Origin of the sequence: Flavobacterium sp. (assembly GCF_965262375.1) — a bacterium.
Lineage (GTDB): Bacteria > Bacteroidota > Bacteroidia > Flavobacteriales > Flavobacteriaceae > Flavobacterium.
The window spans coordinates 633,857-657,897 of the sequence record NZ_OZ253527.1 but is presented as its reverse complement, the minus strand read 5'-3'; the positions used below and the strand labels follow the sequence as shown (position 1 = coordinate 657,897).

The 24,041-nt window shown below is 34.0% G+C and carries 25 protein-coding genes and 6 tRNA genes; 19 read left to right on the top strand and 12 right to left on the bottom strand.

The genetic code is table 11. The features are described from left to right. Window positions 1–53: 53 nt before the first annotated feature. From rseP to ACQY29_RS03090, 4 genes are all read left to right on the top strand, one after another. A complete protein-coding gene (gene rseP, locus ACQY29_RS03105) occupies window positions 54–1,400 on the top strand; it encodes an RIP metalloprotease RseP (protein WP_428223791.1) in 1,347 nt (448 codons plus the stop codon). 71 nt (window positions 1,401–1,471) lie between these two features. Beyond that, a tRNA-Asn gene (locus tag ACQY29_RS03100) sits at window positions 1,472–1,545 on the top strand. 38 nt (window positions 1,546–1,583) lie between these two features. Beyond that, window positions 1,584–1,657 (top strand) — tRNA-Asn (locus ACQY29_RS03095). A gap of 60 nt (window positions 1,658–1,717) precedes the next feature. Continuing rightward, a tRNA-Asn gene (locus tag ACQY29_RS03090) sits at window positions 1,718–1,791 on the top strand. 123 nt (window positions 1,792–1,914) lie between these two features. On the opposite strand, the gene ACQY29_RS03085 is transcribed toward ACQY29_RS03090, so the two are convergent. From ACQY29_RS03085 to ACQY29_RS03075, 3 genes are all read right to left on the bottom strand, one after another. Then, entirely contained in the window at window positions 1,915–2,868 is a 954-nt protein-coding gene (locus tag ACQY29_RS03085) for an ISAon1 family transposase (RefSeq protein ID WP_428225862.1), read from the bottom strand. 19 nt (window positions 2,869–2,887) lie between these two features. Further along, window positions 2,888–3,244, bottom strand: coding sequence for an ISAon1 family transposase N-terminal region protein (locus ACQY29_RS03080; protein ID WP_428223790.1), 357 nt, complete (start codon window positions 3,242–3,244; stop codon window positions 2,888–2,890). A 159-nt stretch (window positions 3,245–3,403) separates the two neighbouring features. Continuing rightward, a tRNA-Leu gene (locus tag ACQY29_RS03075) sits at window positions 3,404–3,483 on the bottom strand. Window positions 3,484–3,708: 225 nt separating this feature from the next. On the opposite strand from ACQY29_RS03075, the gene ACQY29_RS03070 reads away from it, so the two are divergent. The 3 genes from ACQY29_RS03070 (at window position 3,709) to pth (ending at window position 5,971) form a co-directional block, all read left to right on the top strand. Next, window positions 3,709–4,650: a ribose-phosphate pyrophosphokinase gene (locus tag ACQY29_RS03070; protein WP_428223789.1), complete on the top strand. Its 942-nt coding sequence runs from the start codon at window positions 3,709–3,711 to the stop codon at window positions 4,648–4,650. A gap of 28 nt (window positions 4,651–4,678) precedes the next feature. After that, the gene (locus ACQY29_RS03065) at window positions 4,679–5,287 is read left to right on the top strand and encodes a 50S ribosomal protein L25/general stress protein Ctc (protein WP_428223788.1); all 609 of its coding nucleotides are present in this window, start codon (window positions 4,679–4,681) and stop codon (window positions 5,285–5,287) included. A 117-nt stretch (window positions 5,288–5,404) separates the two neighbouring features. Further along, complete coding sequence (pth, locus tag ACQY29_RS03060; protein WP_428223787.1) at window positions 5,405–5,971, top strand: aminoacyl-tRNA hydrolase; 567 nt, start codon at window positions 5,405–5,407, stop codon at window positions 5,969–5,971. Between the two features lie 125 nt (window positions 5,972–6,096). Here pth and ACQY29_RS03055 read toward each other — a convergent pair whose 3' ends face one another. The 3 genes from ACQY29_RS03055 to ACQY29_RS03045 form a co-directional block, all read right to left on the bottom strand. Then, a complete protein-coding gene (locus tag ACQY29_RS03055) occupies window positions 6,097–7,002 on the bottom strand; it encodes a DUF3078 domain-containing protein (protein WP_428223786.1) in 906 nt (301 codons plus the stop codon). Window positions 7,003–7,077: 75 nt separating this feature from the next. Then, a tRNA-Ala gene (locus tag ACQY29_RS03050) sits at window positions 7,078–7,151 on the bottom strand. An 80-nt stretch (window positions 7,152–7,231) separates the two neighbouring features. Continuing rightward, window positions 7,232–7,305: transfer RNA gene (locus tag ACQY29_RS03045), tRNA-Ala, on the bottom strand. 61 nt (window positions 7,306–7,366) lie between these two features. Between ACQY29_RS03045 and ACQY29_RS03040 the strand changes: the two genes are divergently transcribed. Genes ACQY29_RS03040 through ACQY29_RS03005 form a run of 8 tightly spaced genes read left to right on the top strand, consistent with a single transcriptional unit; the run spans window position 7,367 to window position 13,880 of the window. Further along, window positions 7,367–7,699 carry a ferredoxin gene (locus ACQY29_RS03040; RefSeq protein ID WP_428223785.1) on the top strand — a complete coding sequence of 111 codons (333 nt, stop codon included), beginning with the start codon at window positions 7,367–7,369 and terminating at the stop codon, window positions 7,697–7,699. A 51-nt stretch (window positions 7,700–7,750) separates the two neighbouring features. Continuing rightward, window positions 7,751–8,113, top strand: coding sequence for an S-adenosylmethionine decarboxylase family protein (locus ACQY29_RS03035; protein ID WP_428223784.1), 363 nt, complete (start codon window positions 7,751–7,753; stop codon window positions 8,111–8,113). Beyond that, on the top strand, window positions 8,110–9,366 hold the full coding sequence (locus ACQY29_RS03030) for a DUF4178 domain-containing protein (protein ID WP_428223783.1): 1,257 nt from the start codon (window positions 8,110–8,112) through the stop codon (window positions 9,364–9,366). Before ACQY29_RS03035 ends, ACQY29_RS03030 begins: the two co-directional genes overlap by 4 nt. Before the next feature lies 1 nt (window position 9,367). After that, entirely contained in the window at window positions 9,368–9,559 is a 192-nt protein-coding gene (locus ACQY29_RS03025; protein ID WP_428223782.1) for a hypothetical protein, read from the top strand. Window positions 9,560–9,562: 3 nt separating this feature from the next. Continuing rightward, window positions 9,563–9,778: a DUF350 domain-containing protein gene (locus tag ACQY29_RS03020; RefSeq protein ID WP_428223781.1), complete on the top strand. Its 216-nt coding sequence runs from the start codon at window positions 9,563–9,565 to the stop codon at window positions 9,776–9,778. Further along, complete coding sequence (locus ACQY29_RS03015) at window positions 9,771–11,285, top strand: polyamine aminopropyltransferase (RefSeq protein ID WP_428223780.1); 1,515 nt, start codon at window positions 9,771–9,773, stop codon at window positions 11,283–11,285. Before ACQY29_RS03020 ends, ACQY29_RS03015 begins: the two co-directional genes overlap by 8 nt. 4 nt (window positions 11,286–11,289) lie before the next feature. Further along, window positions 11,290–12,879, top strand: a complete 1,590-nt coding sequence (locus ACQY29_RS03010) for an FAD-dependent oxidoreductase (protein WP_428223779.1) — start codon at window positions 11,290–11,292, stop codon at window positions 12,877–12,879. After that, window positions 12,876–13,880 carry a hypothetical protein gene (locus ACQY29_RS03005; RefSeq protein ID WP_428223778.1) on the top strand — a complete coding sequence of 335 codons (1,005 nt, stop codon included), beginning with the start codon at window positions 12,876–12,878 and terminating at the stop codon, window positions 13,878–13,880. Before ACQY29_RS03010 ends, ACQY29_RS03005 begins: the two co-directional genes overlap by 4 nt. Before the next feature lie 675 nt (window positions 13,881–14,555). Here the strand turns inward: ACQY29_RS03005 and ACQY29_RS03000 are convergent. The 6 genes from ACQY29_RS03000 to ACQY29_RS02975 all read right to left on the bottom strand — a co-directional run bounded on the left by ACQY29_RS03000 (window position 14,556) and on the right by ACQY29_RS02975 (window position 20,393). After that, window positions 14,556–15,338 carry an enoyl-CoA hydratase/isomerase family protein gene (locus ACQY29_RS03000; protein WP_428223777.1) on the bottom strand — a complete coding sequence of 261 codons (783 nt, stop codon included), beginning with the start codon at window positions 15,336–15,338 and terminating at the stop codon, window positions 14,556–14,558. 2 nt (window positions 15,339–15,340) lie between these two features. Continuing rightward, window positions 15,341–16,759 (bottom strand): ATP-binding protein, encoded by a 1,419-nt coding sequence (locus ACQY29_RS02995; RefSeq protein ID WP_428225861.1) that lies wholly within the window; start codon window positions 16,757–16,759, stop codon window positions 15,341–15,343. 53 nt (window positions 16,760–16,812) lie between these two features. Next, a complete protein-coding gene (locus ACQY29_RS02990; protein WP_428223776.1) occupies window positions 16,813–17,361 on the bottom strand; it encodes a CopD family protein in 549 nt (182 codons plus the stop codon). Between the two features lies 1 nt (window position 17,362). Beyond that, window positions 17,363–18,376 carry a PDDEXK nuclease domain-containing protein gene (locus ACQY29_RS02985; protein WP_428223775.1) on the bottom strand — a complete coding sequence of 338 codons (1,014 nt, stop codon included), beginning with the start codon at window positions 18,374–18,376 and terminating at the stop codon, window positions 17,363–17,365. A 47-nt stretch (window positions 18,377–18,423) separates the two neighbouring features. Continuing rightward, window positions 18,424–19,437 carry a ferrochelatase gene (hemH, locus tag ACQY29_RS02980; RefSeq protein ID WP_428223774.1) on the bottom strand — a complete coding sequence of 338 codons (1,014 nt, stop codon included), beginning with the start codon at window positions 19,435–19,437 and terminating at the stop codon, window positions 18,424–18,426. An 89-nt stretch (window positions 19,438–19,526) separates the two neighbouring features. Then, window positions 19,527–20,393, bottom strand: coding sequence for a helix-turn-helix transcriptional regulator (locus ACQY29_RS02975; protein ID WP_428223773.1), 867 nt, complete (start codon window positions 20,391–20,393; stop codon window positions 19,527–19,529). A 241-nt stretch (window positions 20,394–20,634) separates the two neighbouring features. On the opposite strand from ACQY29_RS02975, the gene hemA reads away from it, so the two are divergent. The 4 genes from hemA to ACQY29_RS02955 are packed head-to-tail and all read left to right on the top strand — an operon-like array spanning window position 20,635 to window position 24,039. Further along, window positions 20,635–21,876: a glutamyl-tRNA reductase gene (hemA, locus tag ACQY29_RS02970; protein ID WP_428223772.1), complete on the top strand. Its 1,242-nt coding sequence runs from the start codon at window positions 20,635–20,637 to the stop codon at window positions 21,874–21,876. A 43-nt stretch (window positions 21,877–21,919) separates the two neighbouring features. Then, entirely contained in the window at window positions 21,920–22,324 is a 405-nt protein-coding gene (locus tag ACQY29_RS02965; RefSeq protein ID WP_428223771.1) for a GxxExxY protein, read from the top strand. 46 nt (window positions 22,325–22,370) lie between these two features. Further along, complete coding sequence (gene hemC / locus ACQY29_RS02960) at window positions 22,371–23,339, top strand: hydroxymethylbilane synthase (RefSeq protein ID WP_428223770.1); 969 nt, start codon at window positions 22,371–22,373, stop codon at window positions 23,337–23,339. A gap of 4 nt (window positions 23,340–23,343) precedes the next feature. Beyond that, complete coding sequence (locus ACQY29_RS02955) at window positions 23,344–24,039, top strand: uroporphyrinogen-III synthase (RefSeq protein ID WP_428223769.1); 696 nt, start codon at window positions 23,344–23,346, stop codon at window positions 24,037–24,039. The last annotated feature ends 2 nt before the right edge of the window (window positions 24,040–24,041 follow it).

The following is a 24,041-nucleotide window of genomic DNA, read 5'->3' as shown; positions in this document are numbered from 1 at the left end:
AAGTAAGGCGAAAGTCTTACTTTTGCTTTTTATAGAAAAACTAAAATTTAAAAATGGATACACTTATTCAGGTTGCACAGCTCATATTTATATTGTCTGTCTTGGTTATTTTACATGAATTTGGACATTATTTACCAGCGAAATGGTTTAAGATTCGTGTTGATAAATTCTATTTATTTATGGATCCTTGGTTTTCTTTAGTGAAAAAGAAAATTGGAGATACGGAATGGGGAATTGGATGGTTGCCTATTGGGGGTTATGTGAAATTGGCTGGAATGATCGATGAAAGCATGGATAAGGAGCAAATGAATCAACCCGCTCAACCTTGGGAATTCCGTTCTAAACCTGCATGGCAACGTTTGATAGTAATGCTAGGAGGTATTATTGTGAATATCATTTTAGCTTGGTTTATCTTCGTTATGCTTTATGTAAACTACGGTGAAAAATACGTAGCAATGAGTAAAATTCAAGAAAATGGAATTGCTTTTAGTGAAGTAGGGCAAAAGATTGGTTTTAAAAATGGCGATAAAATTGTGAGTATCGATGGGAAACCTGTAAATGACAATTACAGAAAAGCTTCCATTGATATTTTGTTTGCTGAAAATGTAGTTGTGGATCGTGGAGGAAAACAGATTCAAATGACTATAACCGATGCACATCGTAAAGAATATATTTCTGCGGATGGTAAAAGTTTTATCAGACCAAGATATACTGCTGTTGTAGACTCAGTAACGCCTAATTCTGGAGCAGAACAAGCAAGATTAATGAAAGCTGACAAGATAGTTTCTTTTGAAGGAACGAAGATTCATTATTTTGACGAATTAGCATCGGCATTGTCTTCTAAGAAGAACAGTGTCATTTCAATAGGTGTGGAAAGAAATGGGGGTCTTTTAGATTTAAAAGTTAAAGTAGATCAAGAAGGGAAAATTGGGTTTAAGCCATTAGCGCTTTCGGAAACTGAATTCAAAGAAAAATACTTGGTGGTAAATGAAATAGGTCTGATGCAAGCAATTCCAATGGCGGTTAAAGAATCGTATGATCAAATTGTTTATAAAATCAAAGAATTCAAATTGGTATTAACACCATCTACAGGAGCTTATAAAAAAGTAAAAAGTCCGATTGGAATTACAAAAATGTTACCAGTAGTTTGGGATTGGGAATTTATTTGGAGTTTTACAGCTATGTTTTCAATTGGATTAGCATTTATGAACATACTCCCTATTCCTGGTTTAGATGGGGGTCATGCCTTATTTACCTTAGCAGAAATGGTTACTGGTAAAAAATTAAATGACAAAGCTGCCGAAATTGTGCAAACCATCGGGATGGTTATTTTATTGAGTCTTATGGTGTTAACTTTTGGCAAGGATATTTGGGATATAATAGCACAAAAATTTTTATAATTTTTTTCTAAAAAGTGTTTTGAAATTATAAAAACCGTCTTATATTTGCACTCGCTAAACGAAAGTAACCTTCCTCCTTAGCTCAGTTGGTTAGAGCATCTGACTGTTAATCAGAGGGTCCTTGGTTCGAGCCCAAGAGGGGGAGCAATCGTTAGCGAAAAGAGAATTTACCTTTTAGGTGATTCCTCCTTAGCTCAGTTGGTTAGAGCATCTGACTGTTAATCAGAGGGTCCTTGGTTCGAGCCCAAGAGGGGGAGCAAAATTCCAAACTCAGCATAGAGTCTAAAAGCAAAAAAAATATTAACCTATAAGGTTATTCCTCCTTAGCTCAGTTGGTTAGAGCATCTGACTGTTAATCAGAGGGTCCTTGGTTCGAGCCCAAGAGGGGGAGCAAAAGCTTAGCAAATCGCTAAGCTTTTTTTGTTTATATCGGTTTGTGATTAATACGGATCAAGTCCAAAACGGGGATCAAGTCCAAAACCGGATCAAGTCCAAAACCTGTGGATTTGATAAATTAGGCATATAAATTTGTAAGTCTAAAAAGAAAGAATTCTATGTTTCTTACGCCTCTAAATTTACTTCTAAAAGCCTTTATTTTTGCATTAAAAGATTCGGCTGAAGCATTGGTACTTCTGTTGTCAAAGTAATTTAGTATTGTTTTATAATGATTTGTTATTGTTCTTGATATTGTATTGAATGATTTAAAATTTGATTGACTTACTTTTTCGTGCCATTTTGCCAATTTTGTATATGCGTAAAGTTTGTTTGTTGTATTTTGAAAGATGTTAGCCAGTTCTATCGAAAGTTGATAAGCAAGTTTTAAATCAGGGTAGATTTCGAAAAGTATTTTAGCTCTTTCTTTTTGATTGTATGTCCATTTATTTTCTCGCTTATATAGTAAATATCGACTTCTCGCAAGGAGTTGTTTCTTAGTTTCACCATTGGCTAATATCTCAGGATTATATTTTCTTTTTTGTGTTTTAGCTTTTTCTAATAAATCATTTTCTTGGTCGATTGCTTCCCATCTATGCTTTATTCTTATTTCTTGCAAAGCTTCAATGGCTAGTTTTTGAACATGGAACCTATCGGTAACTAAGGTTGCGTTAGGGAATGATTTTTTTACAATGAGTTCCATATTTGGAGCCATGTCTAAAGTCATCTCTTTAACTTTACTCCTTATTTTTAAAGGTATTTTATTTAATACTTCAATAACACTTTCTGCCTTTGTTCCTTTTACAACAGCCACAATACTACCTTTTCTACCTTTGGCTTTTTTGTTTGTAACTATAGTATACAATTCATCATAAGACAAAGCAGTTTCATCAATTGAAAGGTATTCTCCTAGGTTTTCAGGATAAAGCAACCAATCTTTTGCATGAGATTTTTGTTTCCAAGTTTTAAAATCACTTAAAAAATCTTTGTATTGTTTTTGCAATAATTTTCCATTAACACCATAAAAAGTAGCGATGCTTTTTGTGTCATGAGCGTTAGTGTCGATTGATTTCTTTTAAAAAAGAGGCAAACTCTTGTGTAAACCGAGTGCCTTGCGCTACTAAATTCCAGTCTCTAAAAACAACTTGATTAGTGGTTAAATTGAGCCACCTTCTTCTTTTTATATGTAGATAAACCTTAAGCTCTCTAATTGGAAAGTCTTGAACGGTAATGCTTTCAAAAAAACCTTTCGATTGCAATTTATCCTGAGAATATTCAATAGGAGGCTTATTGATTTCCTCTAAATATAAATGAAGTATTTCTTGTTTTTTATCTATTAATGTTAACTCAAAATATTCAATAATATATTCAGGTAGTAAAAGATGAACTAAATTATTAAAGGAAGAATCCATACTGAAAATTTAAAATACAAAAGAATGTATTTTTTAATTTCTCCACAACTTTTTAGCTTGAGCCCCCTTTAATCCGACTTGATCCTACAAAAATCCTACAAGTAAAGAAACAAAAAATCCTTAATCATCTATTTAATAGATTATTAAGGATTTTAAAAGTACCCGGAGTGGGAATCGAACCCACACACCTAAGTACACGAGTTTGAGTCGTGCGCGTCTACCAATTCCGCCATCCGGGCTTATTGAAATTGTGAGTGCAAATATAAGGGGATTTTTTACAATTCCAACAAAAAATAATGAAAAAATTCCTTTCACCCTTGGATTTTATTCCTAACTTTGCACCGCATTAAACGCAACACAACACATAACTAACTACTTCTTAGGTTTTTAGTTTTTAAAAATACTTTGAAAAGCTTCAAGAAATTTTTAAAAATTTTAGATTTAAGAACAAAAACTACAGATTGATGTCATACATAGAGCCAGAAGCAAAAATATTTGCTTGTTCGCAAAGTGTTTATTTAGCTGAGAAAATTGCCGAGAAATACGGTACTCAGTTAGGAAAAGTTACGTTCTCACATTATAGTGATGGTGAATTTCAACCTTCTTATGAAGAGTCTATTAGAGGTTTACGCGTATTTATTGTTTGCTCAACCTTCCCAAGTGCTGATAACTTGATGGAGTTGTTGTTAATGATAGATGCTGCAAAAAGAGCTTCTGCCAGACATATTACTGCGGTAATACCATATTTTGGTTGGGCACGTCAAGATAGAAAAGATAAGCCGAGAGTTCCAATTGGAGCTAAATTGGTAGCTAAATTATTAGAGAGTGCTGGAGCTACTCGTATTATGACCATGGATTTGCATGCAGATCAAATTCAAGGATTTTTCGAAAAACCTGTGGATCATTTATTTGCTTCAACCATATTCTTACCTTATGTACAGTCTTTAAGGTTGGAAAATTTGACCATAGCTTCTCCAGACATGGGAGGTTCGAAAAGAGCTTATGCGTATTCGAAATTCTTATCATCTGATGTAGTGATTTGTTACAAACAGCGTAAAGCTGCTAACGTAATAGAATCAATGGAATTGATTGGTGAAGTAAAAGGGCGTAATGTAATTTTAGTTGATGATATGGTTGATACCGGAGGTACATTAGCTAAAGCAGCTGATTTAATGTTAGAAAGAGGTGCATTAAGTGTACGTGCTATTTGTACACATGCCATTTTATCAGGAACTGCCATCGAAAAGATAGAAGCTTCGAGTTTGACGGAATTAATCGTAACTGATTCAATACCATTAAAACGTGAGTCTTCAAAAATTAGAGTAGTAAGCTGTGCTGAGTTGTTTGCCGATGTGATGCACATGGTACATAACAACAACTCAATTAGCAGTAAATTTATCATGTAAATTATTATTAATTTTTATATTTTTTTAAATGAAATCGATTACAATTAAAGGATCTGAAAGAGAAAGCGTGGGTAAAGTATCTACTAAAGCCTTGCGTAATGCTGGAATGGTTCCTTGCGTGTTATACGGAGGAGATCAGCCAGTACATTTTGCAGCTGAAGATAAAGCTTTCAAAAACTTGGTTTACACTCCAAATGCACACACAGTTGTGATTGAATTGGAGAACGGAAAAACTTTTAACGCTGTGTTACAAGATATCCAGTTCCACCCAATTTCTGACAAAATTTTACACATTGACTTCTACCAGTTATTCGAAAACAAAGAAGTAACTATGGAAATCCCTGTTAAAATCGTTGGTAACTCTAAAGGTGTTATGGCAGGTGGTGTTTTACGTTTAAACCAACGTAAATTGAAAGTTAAAGCTTTACCAGCTAACTTACCTGACTTTATCGAAACTGATATTTCAGCTTTAGAAATGGGTAACAAATTGTACATCACTAAATTACAAAATGATGCTTACAAGTTCTTACACCCAGATAACACTGTAGTGTGTCAAGTAAGAATTTCTCGTGCGGCGATGAAAGCTGCTCAAGAAGCTGCAAAAGCAGAAAAAGGTGCAAAAGGAAAGAAAAAATAATTTCTTTAACAAATACACATCAAAAGCGTTCACACAAGTGGACGCTTTTTTTATTTGCTTGAATTGCGTTACTTTTGCAATCGTCAACAAGTGAAATTTATTTACCAATATAAAATAATGAAGAAGTTTTTAATCGTAGGCTTAGGTAATATAGGTGCAGAATATGTAAATACCCGTCATAATATTGGCTTTAAAGTAGTTGATTTTTTAGCTAAAAAGCATAATGTGGAATTTAATACTGCAAAATTAGGTGCTTTAACAGAGGTAAAAATTAAAGGGAGAACCTTATTTCTTTTGAAGCCCAATACTTATATGAATCTAAGTGGAAAAGCAGTTCAATATTGGATGGAAAAAGAAAATATTGCAAAAGAAAACATCTTAGTAATTACAGACGATTTGAACTTGCCATTTGGTACGCTTCGCATAAAACCCAAAGGTTCTGACGGCGGTCACAACGGACTTAAAAATATTCAACTGTTATTGAATTCTACTGAATATCCACGCTTTCGATTTGGTATCAGCGATGATTTTAAAAAAGGTAAGCAAGTGGATTATGTGTTAGGCGATTGGGATGAGGATGAGAAAGAGAAATTGGTTGAACGCTTAGAAGTGTGTTCGAATGCTATAGAATCATTTGTTTTAGCTGGATTAGGTAATACTATGACTGCTTTTAATGGTAAATAATAGCAATATTTTCAAACAAGATCTAATTGTTGAAAATGCTAAAAGAAATACACTAACGTACTGCAAATAACAATATTTCCGAAAGTTTATTGAGATTCGTTTCGATAAACTTTTTTATTTATAATTTAAAAAACATATGTTAGTCCTATTCCAATAATTTGCTTTACTTGCAATTTTGGCCCCACAGTTTGAAGTACACCATCAATTTCTTCTTTAGCTTTTACATCATCATCATACACTAAATGTGTGCCTACATTAGCAGTTAAATATTTATTAACCACCATGTCGACCTGTATTTGCCAATTGATATCAATATTTCCAAAATTATTCAAGTAATCACTGTACAAATTAGCCCTGTTTTCAATAAATACATTCCTAAAGACTTCATCTTTGTGATATGCAGAAACAAGGAAACCAATCTCGTTACGATATTTTTTACCTTTCTGAACCCCAAAAGCACCTTCATTAGACAAATCTGTATCTAAAACAAAAGTAGATTTTTGTGTTAAAGGGGACAGGTATATTTTTAAATTTTGTTCTTTATTAATGTATTCTGCACCGGCTCCTAAAAAGAGATAAGCAGGCGCAAAAAAGCTTGAAATTGCCTTGTTCGTATTTGGGTATTGGTATCCATTAGTCAGTTGTGTATTGAAATTAAATTTCGCCGAATAAAACCAATTTGAGATAGTGTCTGTTCTAAAACCAAAAGTTGAATTTAACACTAAGGCATCATCCGTTTTACGAATGCGCAAACCATCTTGCTTGTTAATTCCGTAACGAAAAAGCAATTCGTTATGCCATTTAGTATTTTTGTATTGATAAATTCGCTTGATATCACCTTTTAATAATCCTGAAATGGAATTCGTTCCTCCTGCATTCCAGTTTACAAATGAAATCTGATTGATATCTATTCCTAGTTTGTGTTGTTTTTTCCAATGTGAAATAGTATCGGGCAAAGCTGTTATTATTTCTTGAGAAAGCAAGTTTTGTGAGAACAGCAATAAGAAAAGAAAAGGCAGTACTTTTTTCATCGTAAAGAATACTATAAAAAAACGCCTCGAGGAATCGAGACGTTAATGGTTTTGGTTTTGGTTTTGGTTAATTTGTGGAGAATATCGGAGTCGAACCGATGACCTCCTGCGTGCAAGGCAGGCGCTCTAGCCAGCTGAGCTAATCCCCCATTTAGTTCTTCAAATATAGTATTTTTTTGTAAAAAAATACTGTGTCTTAAAATTTTAACGTTTTTCGATTAAAATTTTGTGGAGCATACCGGATTCGAACCGGTCGCCTCTACGCTGCCAGCGTAGCGCTCTAGCCAAATGAGCTAATGCCCCAAAGTTTTGCCAAATTTAACTTTTTTCTTGAAATATGCGTATTTTTGCCAAAAAAAATTACATGTCTACAGATATCACCATAAAAATTACAGACCGAGAAGGTGTAACCCACGAAGTACAAGCTCCTACCGATATGAATATGAACATTATGGAACTAGTACGTGCCTACGAACTTGCCGAAGAGGGGACGATAGGAATTTGTGGTGGCATGGCCATGTGTGCCTCTTGTCAATGCTACATACTAAACGACACGCCACTTCCTGAGAAAAACCCAGATGAAGAAGCTATGTTATGGGAGGCGCTTAACGTCAAAGAAAATAGTCGTTTGGGGTGTCAAATTGCAATTACTCCAGAATTAGACGGATTAGCATTAGAATTGGCTCCTGCGGAGTAAGTGTAACTTTTTTGAAAAAGTTACGTACAAGTAGTGTAACTAAAAAACGCAATGCAATCCAATTCTAATCTCTTAGGGCTACACATCTTATTAACCCTTGCTACAGAAAATACTTTTAAGCTAACTTCTTACGAAGACTTTGCTCTTTTTACTAATGACTTATTGGTAAGATATCATCTAGTAAAAGTTGGTGAAGCATCCCATATTTTTGATAACGGAAGCTTTACGTCATCCATCTGTTTGATGGAGTCGCACTTGTGTATTCATACTTGGCCAGAGATAAAGCAATTGACTGCTGATATCTACCTTTGCAACTACTCGCAAGACAACACCCAAAAAGTAAGAGATATCGCCGTTGCTCTAAACGAATATTTTGAAGCCTCTATTGTTAAACAAACTGAAGTAGCCCGATGAATAGCAGTATCGATTTTGCATGTCCTAAGTGCCAAGTCACGACAAAAATTAGTCAAGAAATTGACTTTATAAGCTTTGGATGCCCTGAGTGTCAAACTGTTTTCACTAAAAATAAAGACGATAAATTTGAGTGTCTTAAAAAACAACAGTATACATTTCACGATTCAATTTTACCTGTAGGAGCAAAAGCTAGTTTCAAGAATCTTCGTTATGAGATTATTGGTATCATTGTTAAAAAAACAGGTGGAATTTATTACTGGCGTGAATATACGTTAAAATCCGTTTCCAGTGATGATTATTTATATCTTTCTGAATCCAATGGGCATTGGATATTGTTGGAAGAAGATAATTCTTTAACTGGGATGAATCAGCAAGAATCGGTTTTTACCGATTCAAATGATATTACCTATGATAAATACGGAACTACTTCCGCAGAAATAGTCGGTGCTTATGGTTTTTTCGATATTAAAATCCCTCAACAGAACACCAAAGTATTAGAATATATTAATCCTCCATATATTATTTCTCGTGAAAATATCAATGGTGTTTACACTTATTATAAAGGCGTTCACATAGCTAGTTCAGCTATAAAAGAAGCATTTGGTGTTTCTGATTTACCCTTTAAAAGCGGAGTTGGAATAGTTCAACCCTATTTTTTCAATTTGTATCAGACGGCAATCATTTTCTGTGCGACATTATTAATCATCTTAATTTCTCACAAGGTCATGAATCTTGAACGCTCTGACAAAGAAGTTCTAAATGAAGTCCTATCTTTTAGCGAATTCAAGAATAAAGAATATCTATCGCCTAGTTTTAATCTCCAAGGCACTTCTGCACCGTTACGTATCGATTTATCAACGCCAATTTCTAATTCATGGGCTTATGCAGGTGTTTCTGTTGTAAATGAAGATACGAATGAAGAAATTTTTGCCGAAAAAGACATCGAATACTACAGTGGTGTCGAAGATGGTGAATCTTGGAGTGAAGGCAGTCCAAGTGAAAATTTCTATATCTGTGGATTAGGTCCTGGTCGTTACCATCTGTCAATTTCGTTATCGAAAGAAGAATTGAGTTACAATACAAACGCCATCTCTGTAAAAGCCCGCTGGGAAAGTGCTTCTAACTGGAATTTTGGTTTTATTGTGATTACGATGTTGGTTATCTTTGGGATAATTGCATTAGGAAAACGTTTGTTTGAAAAATCCCGCTGGAGCGATAGTGACTATTCACCTTATGAAACTGATACCTATTAATATGGAAAACAAAGCAATTGATTTTATCATTAAAAATAAATGGGCGCTACTCATAAGTGTTTTAGGGTATTTATTTTTTATGTATTTTTCATACGAAGGCAACCGCATTTGTGATTGTGCTTCTACTCAAAATTATTCAAACGGCGATACATCGCACAGAGGAACACATATTAACCGTTTTTATCATAAATAAACTATGGAACTTATTCAATTACAACCAATCGTAAATTCTATTCTTTTTTCTTTTGTTGGCGTAATCATATTGATATTAGGCTATCTTATCATAGAAAAAATAACACCCGAAAACACCTGGAAAGAAATAGTGCATAATAAAAACATGGCATTGGCAATTGTTTTCGCAGCACTTATCATTGGAATTTCCTTAATCATCAGTGCGGCAATACATGGGTAAAAATCTCCTTAAATTTGAATTTTTATTATTAACAGCCGTTTTCATTATTGCCACCTGCGGGCTCATTTATGAATTGGTGGCAGGAACTTTAGCCAGTTATCTTTTAGGAGATTCGGTCAAACAGTTCTCTTTTATAATAGGCGTCTATCTCTTTTCTATGGGGATAGGTTCTTATTTTTCAAAATTTATAAAAAAAAATCAGCTCAATGTTTTCATTGAAATTGAAATTTTAGTGGGTGTCATTGGTGGATTAAGTTCTGTTTTATTGTTCGTCTTATTCGAACAAGTAGACTATTTTCAATTTATTTTATATTTATTAGTATTTACTACGGGCTGTTTAGTAGGTTTAGAAATTCCATTACTAATGAATATTTTAAAAGACCGCGTTGAATTTAGCAATTTGGTTTCTAATGTATTCACTTTTGATTATATAGGAGCTCTACTGGCTTCAGTGCTTTTTCCACTAGTTTTAATTCCAAAATTGGGCGTTATGCGAACCTCTTTGTTTTTTGGCATGATAAACGTTTCAATCGCCATTTTACTGGCTTTTGTACTCGCAAAAGAAGTTCGCAACTCATATTGGCTTAAAGCAAAAGCCATTTTTTCTTTTCTGCTTTTACTTGTAGTTTTCTTATTTTCAGAGCGTATACTATCGTTCTCGGAAGAAAAGTTATATGGAGAAAATGTGGTTTTTGCACATACGACGCCTTATCAACGCATCGTATTAACGCATACAAAAAACGACTACAAATTATTTTTGAATAACAATTTGCAGTTCTGTTCCACAGATGAGTACCGATATCATGAAGCCTTAGTACATCCAGCTATGGAATGTGCTCAAAACATTAACAAAGTACTTGTTTTAGGTGGTGGCGATGGCTTGGCAGTACGTGAAATTTTAAAATACAAAGACGTCAAAGAAATTACTTTAGTGGATTTGGATGAAAAAATGACCTCCATGTTTACCACCAACCCCATTTTGAAAAACTTTAATAAAAGTTCTTTTTCTAATTCAAAAGTTAAGGTATACAATCAGGATGCTTTTTTATGGGTAAAAGCTAGCAAAATCAAATATGATGTAATCATTATCGATTTTCCTGACCCATCAAATTACAGTTTAGGCAAATTGTACTCTAAAAAATTTTATGATTATTTAAAACATACTTGTACCCCAGAAACTGTTGTTGTGGTTCAAACAACTTCACCCTATTTTGCACCTAAATCATTTTGGTGTATCAACAAAACCTTGCAAAGTAGTTTTCATAATACTGATGCCTATCATGTATATGTACCTTCTTTTGGCGAATGGGGGTATTCCATTGCGTCCTTAGACAAAGTCAATTTCAAACAAGTCAGAAGAAAACTTCAAGATTTACGATTTTATCAACATGACTTCTCAAAGCTAAATTATTTTTCAAAGGATATGCAAGCTCAAAATTTAGAAATTAATCGATTAGACAATCAAATTCTTGTACGCTATTTTGATGAAGAATGGGGTAAATTATAAGAATATGCAAAGACGTAATTTTCTAAAATTAGGATTTGCAGGTTTACTGCTAACACAATTTCCTGCTTTGTTAACGGCTTGCAAAGAGAAAACGATACAAATTATTTTCAAATTAACAGGAGCCAATGCAGTTTTGGGGCATCGATTATGGAGTAAAGATTTCCCAAAACCTTCCAAGACTGTTGAAATTCCTATACTTATTATTGGTGGGGGCATTGCTGGATTGTCAGCGGGAAGACGTTTACTACAACGTGGAATTCGTGATTTTCAAATACTCGAAATGGAACAACGCATAGGTGGCAATTCAGGTTATGGTTCAAATTCCTATTCACAATACCCATTAGGTGCCCATTATTTGCCGTTACCAAATCCTGAAGACAGGGAGCTTTTAGCCTTTTTGGAAGAAGCTAAAATCATTACGCATTATGAAAATGGCTTAGCTGTGTTTGATGAAGAACAATTGTGTGCTGACCCTAAAGAAAGATTGTTTATCCATAATACTTGGCAAGAAGATTTGATTCCTAAGTATGGTATTTCTGACGATGCTGAAAAAGAGTTTCATCGTTTTTTTGCTCGTGTAAAAGAGTTACGCGAGGAGAAAGATAATTTAGGGAAATATTATTTTGACATTCCTATCAAGAATGTTTCACAAAACCCAAAATACAAGTACTTAGACAATCAAACTATGGCATTTTGGTTAAAAAAGAACCAATTCTATTCAGAAGAATTATTAGCCTATGTAGATTATTGTTGTCGTGATGATTTTGGATTGGGTATTGAAGCTATTTCTGCTTGGGCAGGCTTGTTTTATTTTTGTGCTAGAAAAAATCATGCGTATCAATCGGATGCTGTTTTAACATGGCCAGAAGGTAATGGGCGTTTATTGAAACATTTAAGAAAAAGCCTATCTCCTTATCTTGTTAAGCAACATTTAGCTTACGATGTTAAATGTAAAGACAATAGCGTTGAAGTTTTGGTATTTGATGAAGTTCAAAAAACCTCAATACGTTATAAAGCCCAAAAAGTCATTTGTGCCACCCCTCAATTTGTTAATCAATATTTGATTGAAGGACGAAAAGAATTAGCTTCTCACTTTGAATATGCTCCTTGGTTTACCGCCACAATTGTTCTGAAAGATGCATTTTATAATGACACATTTCCGTTATGTTGGGACAATGTTATTTATAAATCAAAAGGACTTGGTTATGTGTACAATCAACATCAAGAAATAACACAAATTCATGACAAAAAAGTAATTACGTATTATTATAGTTTTTCAGACGAGAACACTAAATTAAGCCGAAGAAGGCTGTACAAACTATCTGAAGACGCTTTAAAAAAAATAATTATAGAAGATTTATCCATTGCGCATCCGTACATTGAAGCAAGCATTGAACACATAGCAATCTATCGACTAGGTCACGGTATGATTAGTCCTAAACCTAATTTCATAACAGGTCACGCAATTAACATGGCACGGGAAAACATTCAAAACAAAATCTTTTTTGCACATTCCGATTTATCTGGCTTATCCATTTTTGAAGAGGCATTCCATCAAGGGATAACTGCTGCTAATCAAATAGAATACTCATGAAAAAGTACTGGCTTCATAATTCACTTTTTGATACTATATTCTTGTTGTCACCGCCATTTGTTGTGCTTTTGGCTCTCTTTGCATTCCAATCTAAAATTTCTTATTTAGAAACCCATTACTCGTTTTGGATTTGGCTGTTCTTTATTGTATGTATTGATGTAGCACACGTATACGCAACCTTATTTAAAACCTATTTCAATCCCAATGAACGTAACCGTTTAAAAAAAGAATTGACGTATATTCCCCTACTTTGCTTTTGTATTAGTTTTTTCTTGTACTCTTTGGGATATCAACTATTTTGGTCGGTTTTAGCCTATATAGCTGTGTTTCATTTCATAAGACAACAGTATGGTTTTTTAAGGCTTTATTTACGAAAAGAGACAAACAACATACCGTTCATAGAACATCTTACCATTTACAATGCGACTATTTTTCCTATGTGCTATTGGTTTTTTGGACCTAAAAGACATTTTGATTGGTTTGTTGAAAATGAATTTATACAAATTGAAAGTCCAAAATGGTTAGCCGTATTAACAATACTTTACTGGGGTATTCTTATTAGCTATCTATTTTATATTTTTTATTCATCTATAAAATTTAAAACCATTAATGTCCCTAAATTGATTTTGGTTTTAGGCACCTACAGTTCGTGGTATATGGGAATCGTATATTTCAACAATGATTTTGCATTTACTGCACTCAATGTAGTCAGCCATGGAATACCCTATATAGGATTAATTTTTATCAACCAAAGAAAAGAAGAACATCTAAAATGGATTCCGAAAATAAATCATTGGAAAGGCATTGCTTTCTATTTGGGATTATTGTTAATCTTAGCTTTTGCAGAAGAATTAATATGGGAGTTAAGTGTTTGGCAAGAGCACTTCAATTGGGATTTTTTGGACATTCCATCCAAATGGCAATTCTTTTTAGTTCCTTTATTAATGGTACCTCAATTTACCCATTATGTTTTGGATGGGATTATTTGGAAAAAAACGTAAAGTGTTAAATTTTGATATTATTTCTTTCACAAAATTAATAGATTTTAAATGTATGTTCCTTGCGACTTATAAAACGTAAGTTAGGATGTATTTCTTTGGCTTATATATGCTTGATATTTATTTTTTTGCGTCTAAAATATACTTGATTGTCAATAAGCCATCTTTTGACTATTTTACAAAAATGATCAAAAGTTTGAATTTAAATTTTTTATACATTAACATTTATCAAGGTGTAAAAAGTTTTAAATTACTTTATAAAATGTAATTTCTGTCACAGTTATTCGATCGTAAAAAGTTATATTTTTTTATAACGGATACTACAATTTCTGGATTTGTTATATTTGTGAGAAAAGTATTTATTAGTTGGAAACAAAAATACAATTGAAATTTTTAAAAAATTTTGTAAAAGATAATGGTGTCGTTATAAGAGATAGAAAGTGATATTCCTGGAAGGTCTTCTTGCCTTTTGTACTTCTCTACAAGTTTTCTGGTTAATTTGTTTTCTTTATCAAAGCGCAACTGTGAGTAGTAGGATATTGATAAAAAACTTAGTAAGATAATTAAGAGACGATTCATAAAAAGCAGTGTGGAGGAGGAGTAATATCAGTGTTCAGTATTCGGTATTCAGTGTTCATCAACTGAACACTGAATACCGAATACTGAACACTAAAAAAACTATTTTCCTTCAAAAACGGGTCTACGTTTTTCTAAGAAAGCTGTGGTTCCTTCTTTGAAATCAGCTGTACCAAAGCAGATGCCAAAATTTTCAATTTCAGTTTCAAAACCATTAACACCATCCTTAAAATTTGCATTAATCGCTTCAATCGCTTTTCCGATAGCCACCGGTGAATTGCGTTGAATTTTATCAGCAATACCCATGTAGGTAGCGAACAAATCGGCTTGAGGTACTACGTGGTTCACTAAACCAAATTCCTTTGCCGATTGCGCATCAATCATCCCCGCAGTCATTACCATTTCCATGGCGCGACCTTTGCCTACTAATTGTGCTAAACGCTGTGTGCCTCCATAACCTGGAATGACACCTAAAGATACTTCAGGTAAACCCATTTTAGCATTATCTGAAGCGATACGGAAGTGACATGACATTGCTAATTCTAAGCCGCCCCCTAGAGCAAAACCATTAACAGCAGCAATAACAGGAGTTTTCATGTTTTCTACGAAATCAAAAAGCAACTCTTGTCCTTTTCTAGCCAATTCAGCGCCTTGTTTTTCTGAAAAATGCGCAAATTCTGAAATATCTGCTCCCGCAACAAATGCTTTCTCTCCACTACCCGTAATAATAATGGTTCTTACATTTTCGTTAGTTTCTAACAAGCTTAAAACATCATGTAATTCCTGAATCGTTTCTTTGTTTAAAGCATTTAATTTTTCAGGACGATTAATAGTAATCGTAGCCGTTGCTTTTTCGTGTTCAACTAAAATATTTTTTAATTCCATAGTTATTGATTTATAATGGGAAGGATAACTTTAAAAGTAGTTCCCTTATTTAATTTTGATTCAAATGTAATGTTTCCGTGGTAATTTTCAATAATGTTTTTAATAATGGCTAAACCTAGTCCCATACCGCTTGTTTTAGTGGTAAATTTAGGTTCAAACACGCGGTCAAAATCCACTTCAGCTATTCCCTTACCGTTATCTTTTACACTAATGATAGTTTGGTTTTGCTCCTTTTTTACGGATACCCAAACTTTCTTATCCATTTGTTCGTCAGGTATAGCTTGAATGGCATTTTTAACCAAGTTGGTAATTACCCGAATCAGTTGGGTACGGTCTATTTTTGTAATGATTTCTTTAGTACTTGGGAAATACTCTATATAATCTTCATTAAAAATATCGAGCGCCAACTTAACCACATCCACCACATTAAGCGTTTCGTTTTGCTGGGCAGGCATCGAGGCAAAGTTGGAAAAGGCTGTTGCTACCGCACTCATGGTGTCAATTTGTTGTATCAAAGTTTTTGAAAAATCAACCACTTTGGTTTTTATATTTGGGTCTTCAGGATTGAAACGCATTTCAAAACTCTGAACCGTCAATCGCATAGGAGTAAGCGGATTTTTGATTTCGTGAGCTACCTGTTTGGCCATTTCACGCCACGCACTTTCACGTTCACTTTGCGCTAGCTTGTTGGCACTTTCTTCTAATTCGTCTATCATCAAATTATAAGAACCAATCAACTGGTCAATTTCGGCACTATGAGTTACTAAATCAAGTTTTTTGTTTTTTTCAGTGAAACTAGTTTCAGCCATGTGGTGTGAAATAGTTTCAAGCGATTTAGTGATGTACCTAGAAAGGTAAAAAGCTAGCCAAATTGCTAATGTGAACATCCCGATATAAACCGCACCAAAAATGGTTAAAAAATTTTCTACTTCTTCCTTGTAATAGCTATCGTCTTGCTTGTAAGGTAATCGTAAAATCCCAATGGGTTTGTTTTCTATATGATCCATCAAGTAGCTATAAGAAAAGTTATAGGTGTCACCGCTTGATTCGCCTTCGCCTATTAGACGTTTGCTTTCTGAATTCTTCAGTTGTTGTAAAAGATTATCTGCTAAATTTATTGTAATTTGTCCCTTTATTCGTTTGCCTTTAGAGTTAATTATAAGACGTCCATTCAGATCATAGATATCAATTTCTAAATTATGAATATCCGAAATTTCGAAAATTTTATTCTCAAAAATAGATTCTAAATTACCTGTGATTAATGGATGAGGCGTGGTTTCTAACACATATTCCATGTGTTGTTTGATTTGTTCCTCTTTACGAAGTAATCGCTCTTTGTGATATTCCTGACTTTCATATTGAAAATGGAGTATAGAAACCAATGCGATTAAGACCGAGGAAATCAAGGTGATTAATAGCATGGCAAAGAAAATCCTTGTTCGCAAAGAAAGGTTTTTACCCCAAAAGAAGACGTTTAGCATTGGTTTTTCTCGCGTATTTTTTTGTAAAATTTATATCCTAACATTAAAAGTACGGAAAAAAGGATAATTCCCACTACCCCATAAATCCAATTTACTGCATTTTTTAGGATGACTAAAAATACTACGGCAAATAAAATGATGGTGGCACCTTCGTTCCAAAGTCGGAAAAATCCTGAGGTATGTTTTACTTCATTTCTTTGCAATTGCAAAAAGATTTGATGGCATTTCAAATGGTACAAATACAACAAGAATACAAAGCTTAATTTGACATGCATCCAGGATTGTGTTAGCCATACCTGTCCCACGTCGGTAAAAAGTAACATCCAAAACGCAAAAAAACTGGCTAAAATAGCACTAGGCCATGTGATGATATACCACAAACGGTATTGCATCAACTGGTATTGTTTGATTAAGATGCTTTGTTCTGGTTCTGTTTTGTCTTTAGCTTCGGCATGATAAACAAACAGACGGACAATGTAAAACAAGCCTGCAAACCATGTGATGACAAAGATGAGGTGTAGGGATTTCAGGTATTCGTACATTTTAAAGTAATTTTTTAATTTCTATTTTTTCTCTTGCTTCTGATAATAAATTGTGAATTTTAGCTTCAAACTGTTGTCTCGGAAGTAATTCTGTCCAATACTCCGCAACCATAATTCCGTCTTTACCCATTTCTAGTAGTTCTATTTGTTCTCGACTACTTTCTGCGCAAAGGATTAAACCTATAGGCGGATTTTCGTCATCTTGTCGTTCGTTTTTATCTAACCATTTTAAGTAAAGTTCCATTTGACCTTTGTGTTGCGCTTGAAATTTCCCAATCTTTAATTCAATAGCAACCAATCGCTTTAATTTTCTATGATAAAAAAGTAAATCTAGATAAAAATCCTCATTGTCTATTATCATTCTTTTTTGTCGCTCTATAAAAGCAAATCCTTTACCTAATTCTAAAATGAAAGATTCTAAATCCATCAATATGGCTTTTTCTAAATCTTTTTCTAAATAAGAGTTATCCAAGTCAAGGAAATCTAATAAATATGGGTCTTTGAATGTGTTTTTTGGGATTGTAGTTTCTGTGTTGGCTTGAATATTAGCAATAGAAATACGCTCGAAAGTTTTGGTGGCAATTTGTTTTCGCAATTCCCTTACACTTAAACCTTGAGTGCTTATTTGATTTATATAGAAATATTTTGCTTCCTTTTCTTTTAACGGTAATAGTAATAAAACATGTGACCAACTTAATTGTCGTGACAGTGTAACGACAATTTCATAATTTGAAAACTGTTCAGCAAATTGGAGCATTCTTCGTAAATTCTTCTCCTCAAAATTTCTACCGTATTGCCTGGTTAATTCTCGTGACAGTGAAACGACAATTTGTTTTCCATAATTCCCTCTTTTATTTTCTAAAATAGAATGGTTTATTTTAGTCCCAACGCTCCAAAAGAGTTGTGTTAAAAGACTATTACTTTGAACAATAGCTTGGTGTTTACTTTGTTCGATTAACAAAGCAATTTCATTAAGTAGGTTGTCTAAAGGAAAAAGCTTGTCTGTTTCTGTCATGAGAAATTAAGTATTTAAACTTTTTGAAATTTAAGTCCTAAAATTATTTAGTTTGCCCAATCCTTTATCCAATTTGCAATCGTATCCATCCATGCTTCATCTTCATTCAAGCAAGGAATAGCTTTAAAGTTTTCACCTCCGTTTGCTTTAAAATCTTCATCAGCACGCATGGCAATTTCTTCTAGAGTTTCTAAACAATCTGCTACGAACGCTGGGGTTACTACGGCTAAGTTTTTTATCCCTTTGGCAGGCATGTTGTTAATTTCAATATCCGTGTAAGGCTCTAACCATTTGTCACCCGCTAAGCGCGATTGAAAGGTTTCGCTGTATTTATCTTTTGGAATTCCTAATAATTCTACAACCTGACGCGTGGTTTCAAAACACTGGTGACGGTAGCAAAACTCGTGTGCAGGCGAAGGTGTAACACAACAACTGCTGTTGATTTTGCAATGTGAAGTCGTTACGTCTGATTTTCTAATATGACGTTCTGGGATACCATGGTACGAGAATAGTAAATGGTCGTATTCAAAACCTTCTAAGTGTTTTTTGATAGAATCCGCCAAGTTTTGGATATAATCCTTTTTGTTATAAAACGAATTAATCACGGTAAATTTCATTTCAGGGAAATGCTTTTTGCGAAGCTCTTCGGCTAAAACAAGTATGGTTTTAGTTGATGCCATGGCATATTGTGGATACATAGGCAACAATAAAACTTCAGTAACCCCTTTATCTTTTAATTCTTGTAATCCTTTTTGAATAGTCATCGAACCATAACGCATGGCTAGCGCCACGGGTAAGTCCACACGAGTTTGAACTTTCTTTTGAACATTTTTAGAGATAACCACCAAAGGGGAACCTTCTTTTGTCCAAATTTTACCATAAGCATGTGCTGATTCCTCGGGTCTTTTACGTAAAATAATCCCACGAACTAAAAAAGCTCGCAATAAATACGGAACATCGATGACGTATTTATCCATTAAAAACTCATCTAAATAAGGTTTAACGTCTTTTGGGTCTGGACTTTCAGGGGAACCTAAGTTTACTAATAATACTCCTTTCATTTTTCTTATTGACTTAATGATTTTAAGATTTAAGGACAATATGGCAATCTTTCAAACCTTTATTGTTTTTTGGTCCTTCAATCTATTTTTTAATTACTTTTTTCTAACAAATATTTTTTAGGCGTAGTACCAAATTTCTTTTTAAAAGCGGCAATGAAATGGCTTGCGGTGCTGTAACCTATTTTTAATCCGACTTCATTAACATTATACGACCCACTGTCTAATAAGCTACGGGCATGTTCCATTTTATAGTCAAATAGAAAACCATATACGGTATCGCCATAAATTTGTTTAAAACCGCTTTTAAGTTTTTTCAAATTCAAACCCACTTGGTCAGAAAGTGCTTCTAATGTTGGAGGTTCTGCCATGTTGGCTATGATGATTTCCTTAGCTTTCTTTAGCTTTTTTACATTTTCTTCATCTACTAAAAAAGGGCACTGTTCAATATCTGGGTCTTCATTTTTGTTAAAAAAAAGACTCAAAAGCTCATAACCTTTTCCTTTGTAATAGAGGTTTTTAATAGTAGGGTTGAGGTTGTAATGAAACATTTGGTTTAAAACAATAGCCATAGAAGGCGTAATGTTTTCTTCTCCGTAGTATTTTTTATCCCGATTTTGCTCACTTAAAAAAGGAATATGTGCGGCATCTGAGGTAAACAAACCATGGAATTTTTTGATAGAAATTAAGATGCTGATTATCCAAGTTTTTGGCGCAATATCAAGATGTAATGGCAATTCTTTTTCGGGATTATAAAAAAGTAACGATTTTTCGTCTTTCAATTCCAAGGCATAATTTCCTTGATTAAAACTAAATTTCGCTTTTCCTTTTAATCCAAAGTGAAATTGTATTAATCCTGTTTTTACGGGACGCTCATAGCGCATTTCTTCGTCTGAATCATTTTGGAAACGAATTAAGATAAATTCGTCGTCTACTCTAATTTCCTCCGCTGAACTCATAGCGTTACTTTTTAGCTGCTGTTTTCTATTTTGAAAGGAAGTTCTTGGAGTTTTTTATTTAGAATGATTCTATGTAAAAACATCCGAACGACCCAATTTCACTACAAAAATACTAGAAATATCGCTAGAAAGATATTTTTAGTATCAAAAATACTTATAGCGACACAAATTGCACTTATAGCGTTATTTTTATAGTTGATGTCTAATGTATTTTTGTAGGGTTAAATTGATTAGGATTCTAATGACGCAAAATACACCTACCAAGCCTGCTTCGTTTTATGCCATAGGGTTAAGCTATTTGAAAGCAGATGCCGAGATGAGAGGGAAATTCAGTTTGGATGATACTTCTAAGATTCAGCTGATTCAACAAGCTAAGAAAGAAGGCATCGAAAGTTTGATTGTGACTTCAACCTGTAATCGAACAGAAATTTATGGCTTTGCCCAACATCCGTTTCAACTAATCAAATTACTTTGTGAAAATAGTCAGGGAACCGTTGAGGATTTCCAAAAAGTGGCTTATGTATACAAAAGCAAAGAAGCTATCAACCATTTGTTCCGTGTAGGAACGGGTTTAGATAGTCAAATTCTTGGCGATTTTGAAATCATTTCTCAAATCAAAAACGCTTTTATCTTATCTAAAGAACACGATTTAGCCAATGCTTATATGGAACGTTTGGTGAATTCAGTGATTCAAGCGAGTAAGCGAGTGAAGAATGAAACGGAAATTTCGTCTGGAGCTACTTCTGTTTCTTTTGCTTCGGTACAATATATTTTTAAAACTGTTCCTGATATTGCCGATAAAAACATTTTGTTGTTCGGTACAGGGAAAATTGGTCGTAATACTTGTGAAAATTTAGTAAAACACAGCAAACACGACCATATCACCTTAATCAACCGTACCAAAGATAAGGCGGAAAAATTAGCTAAGAAATTGGACTTAATCGTAAAAGATTATGCCGATTTGCAAGAAGAAATTCAAAAAGCCGATGTGTTAGTAGTGGCGACTGGAGCTCAAAACCCAACCGTTGATAAAACCATCCTGAATTTGAAGAAACCTTTATTGATTTTGGATTTATCGATTCCTAAAAACGTAAATGAAAATGTTCAGGAGTTAGAAGGCGTTACCTTGGTACACATGGACCATTTATCGCAAATAACGGACGAAACCTTAGAAAATCGTAAAAAGTTTATTCCTCAGGCTGAAGCCATCATTCAAGAGATTTCGGAAGAATTTATCACTTGGACGAAAGGACGTAAATATGCACCTACTATCCATGCACTGAAAGCTAAACTAAATGCTATCAAGGAAAAGGAAATGCAAGCCCACAAAAAGAAAGTAGCTCATTTTGATGAGGAACAAGTCGAATTGATAAGCAATAAAATCATTCAAAAAATCACTAACCATTTTGCAAATCATCTGAAAGACGAAAATACGTCGGTGGATGAAAGTGTGGATTGGATTCAGCGTGTTTTTCAACTTTAGTATTGCTAAATAAACCATTAAGAGATTAAGATACATTTAGTATATGACCAAAAAAGAAGTTACAAATTTGTCTTATAAAATTGTTGGATATGCAATCAAAGTCCACAAAGAATTAGGTCCTGGTCTTTTAGAAAGTGTTTATGAGCAATGTTTGAAATTTGAATTAGAACGAAATGGTTTTGAGGTTAAGCAGCAACTTGTGATTAAAATTGAATATTCTGATTTGGAATTAGAATCTACATTACGTGTTAATTTATTGGTAAATGATTGTGTAGTAGTTGAATTAAAAGCGATTGAAAATATTTTACCCGTTCATGAAGCTCAACTTTTGACTTATATGAAGTTACTAAAAAAACCACAAGGATTATTAATTAATTTTAACACAACAAATATTTCAAGAACTTTAAAACCTTTTGTAAATGAGTATTTTTCAGATTTAAGTGATTGAACTTAATGAGACTTAATTTCTTAATGGTTTTAATAGAAAATTAAAAATGGTTAAAAGGAAAATAAAAATAGGTACCCGTGATAGCGAGTTAGCCCTTTGGCAAGCCCATACTGTTGAAAAACAATTAAACGATTTAGGGTATGCAACCGAGATTGTAGCCGTAAAATCACAAGGAGACATCATTCTTGATAAACCTTTGTATGAACTTGGGATTACGGGCATTTTTACCAAAACGTTAGATGTCGCTATGATTGCAGGGCAAGTGGATATAGCCGTGCATTCAATGAAGGATGTGCCTACAGCTTTACCACAGGGTATCGTTCAAGGGGCGGTTTTGGAAAGAGCGAATACAGCAGATATTTTGGTTCATAAAGGCAATCTGAATTTTTTAGCACAAGCAAGTACTATTGCTACAGGAAGTTTACGCCGTCAAGCGCAATGGTTAAATAAATACCCACAACATAAAACGGTTGATTTACGTGGTAACGTTAATACCCGACTTCAAAAACTACAAGATAGCGATTGGGGTGGGGCTATTTTTGCAGCAGCAGGATTAGAAAGGTTATCATTTTCAAAAGATAATTCCAAATCAATCGAAATCAAAAGCCCTTCTTTTGGAGGGGTTGGGGAGGTTCTCGATTGGATGATTCCAGCGCCTGCGCAAGGTGCTATGATGGTGGTAGCCATGGCGGAAGATTCATTTGCGTTAGATGCTTTACAAGAGTTAAATCATATTGAAACCGAAATTTGTACGTATATCGAGCGTCAGTTTTTGCGTACTTTAGAAGGTGGATGTACGGCTCCTATAGGTGCTTTAGCAGTGTATAATGAAAAAACCGACGAAATTGATTTCAAAGGTGCGTTGTTCTCTATTGATGGTGAACAAAAAATTGGTATTGAGCGTTCATTTCCTATTTCGGAATGGAAAAAGTTAGGAATGACTTTAGCTCAAGAAATATTAGCCAACGGAGGAACAACTTTGATGGCGGAGATTAAAGCACAATTAAAAAAGTAAGACAGTGTCAGCAAGTATTCGCGTGCTATCCACTAAGAAGTTGCAAAGCAATCAAAAACAATATTTATTGAATGCTGGTTTTGCGGTGATAGATGCGGATTTTATTAGCATTGAACCTTTGCCTTTTTCTGTAGAGGCGTCTTCCTATGATATGTTGATTTTTTCAAGTCAAAATGCGGTGGAGCAAGTACTTTGTATCCAAGAAGAAATAAAGGATAAAGCTGTACTTTGTGTAGGCGAAAAGACTAAGAAAATGCTTGTAGAACATGGTTTTACTGTTGTTGCTCAGGCATTATCTGCGGAAGAATTGATAGGTTGTATTGAAGACAAGTATTTTGCTAATCGTTTTATTTTCTTTTGTGGTAAGCAAAAATTGGATACGATACCCCATTTTTTGAAAACAAAAAAGATACAGCATACGTTGGTGGAAGTGTACGAAACACACACCAATAGCTTGACCATATTGAGTAAGGCCGATGTACTCTTGTTTTTTAGTCCCTCGGGTGTGAAAAGCTTTTTAAAAAATAATAAAATTACAGATGAAACTTGTTTTTGTATTGGTCAAACCACCGCAAAAGCTTTGGAACATCTAACAAATAAAATCATCATCGCAAGTCAACCCAGCGTGGAGAATGTGATTGTACAAGTTATAAATTATCTAGGTTGCCAAGCCTCAAAAGGGCAGAACGGCAATGCTTAAAT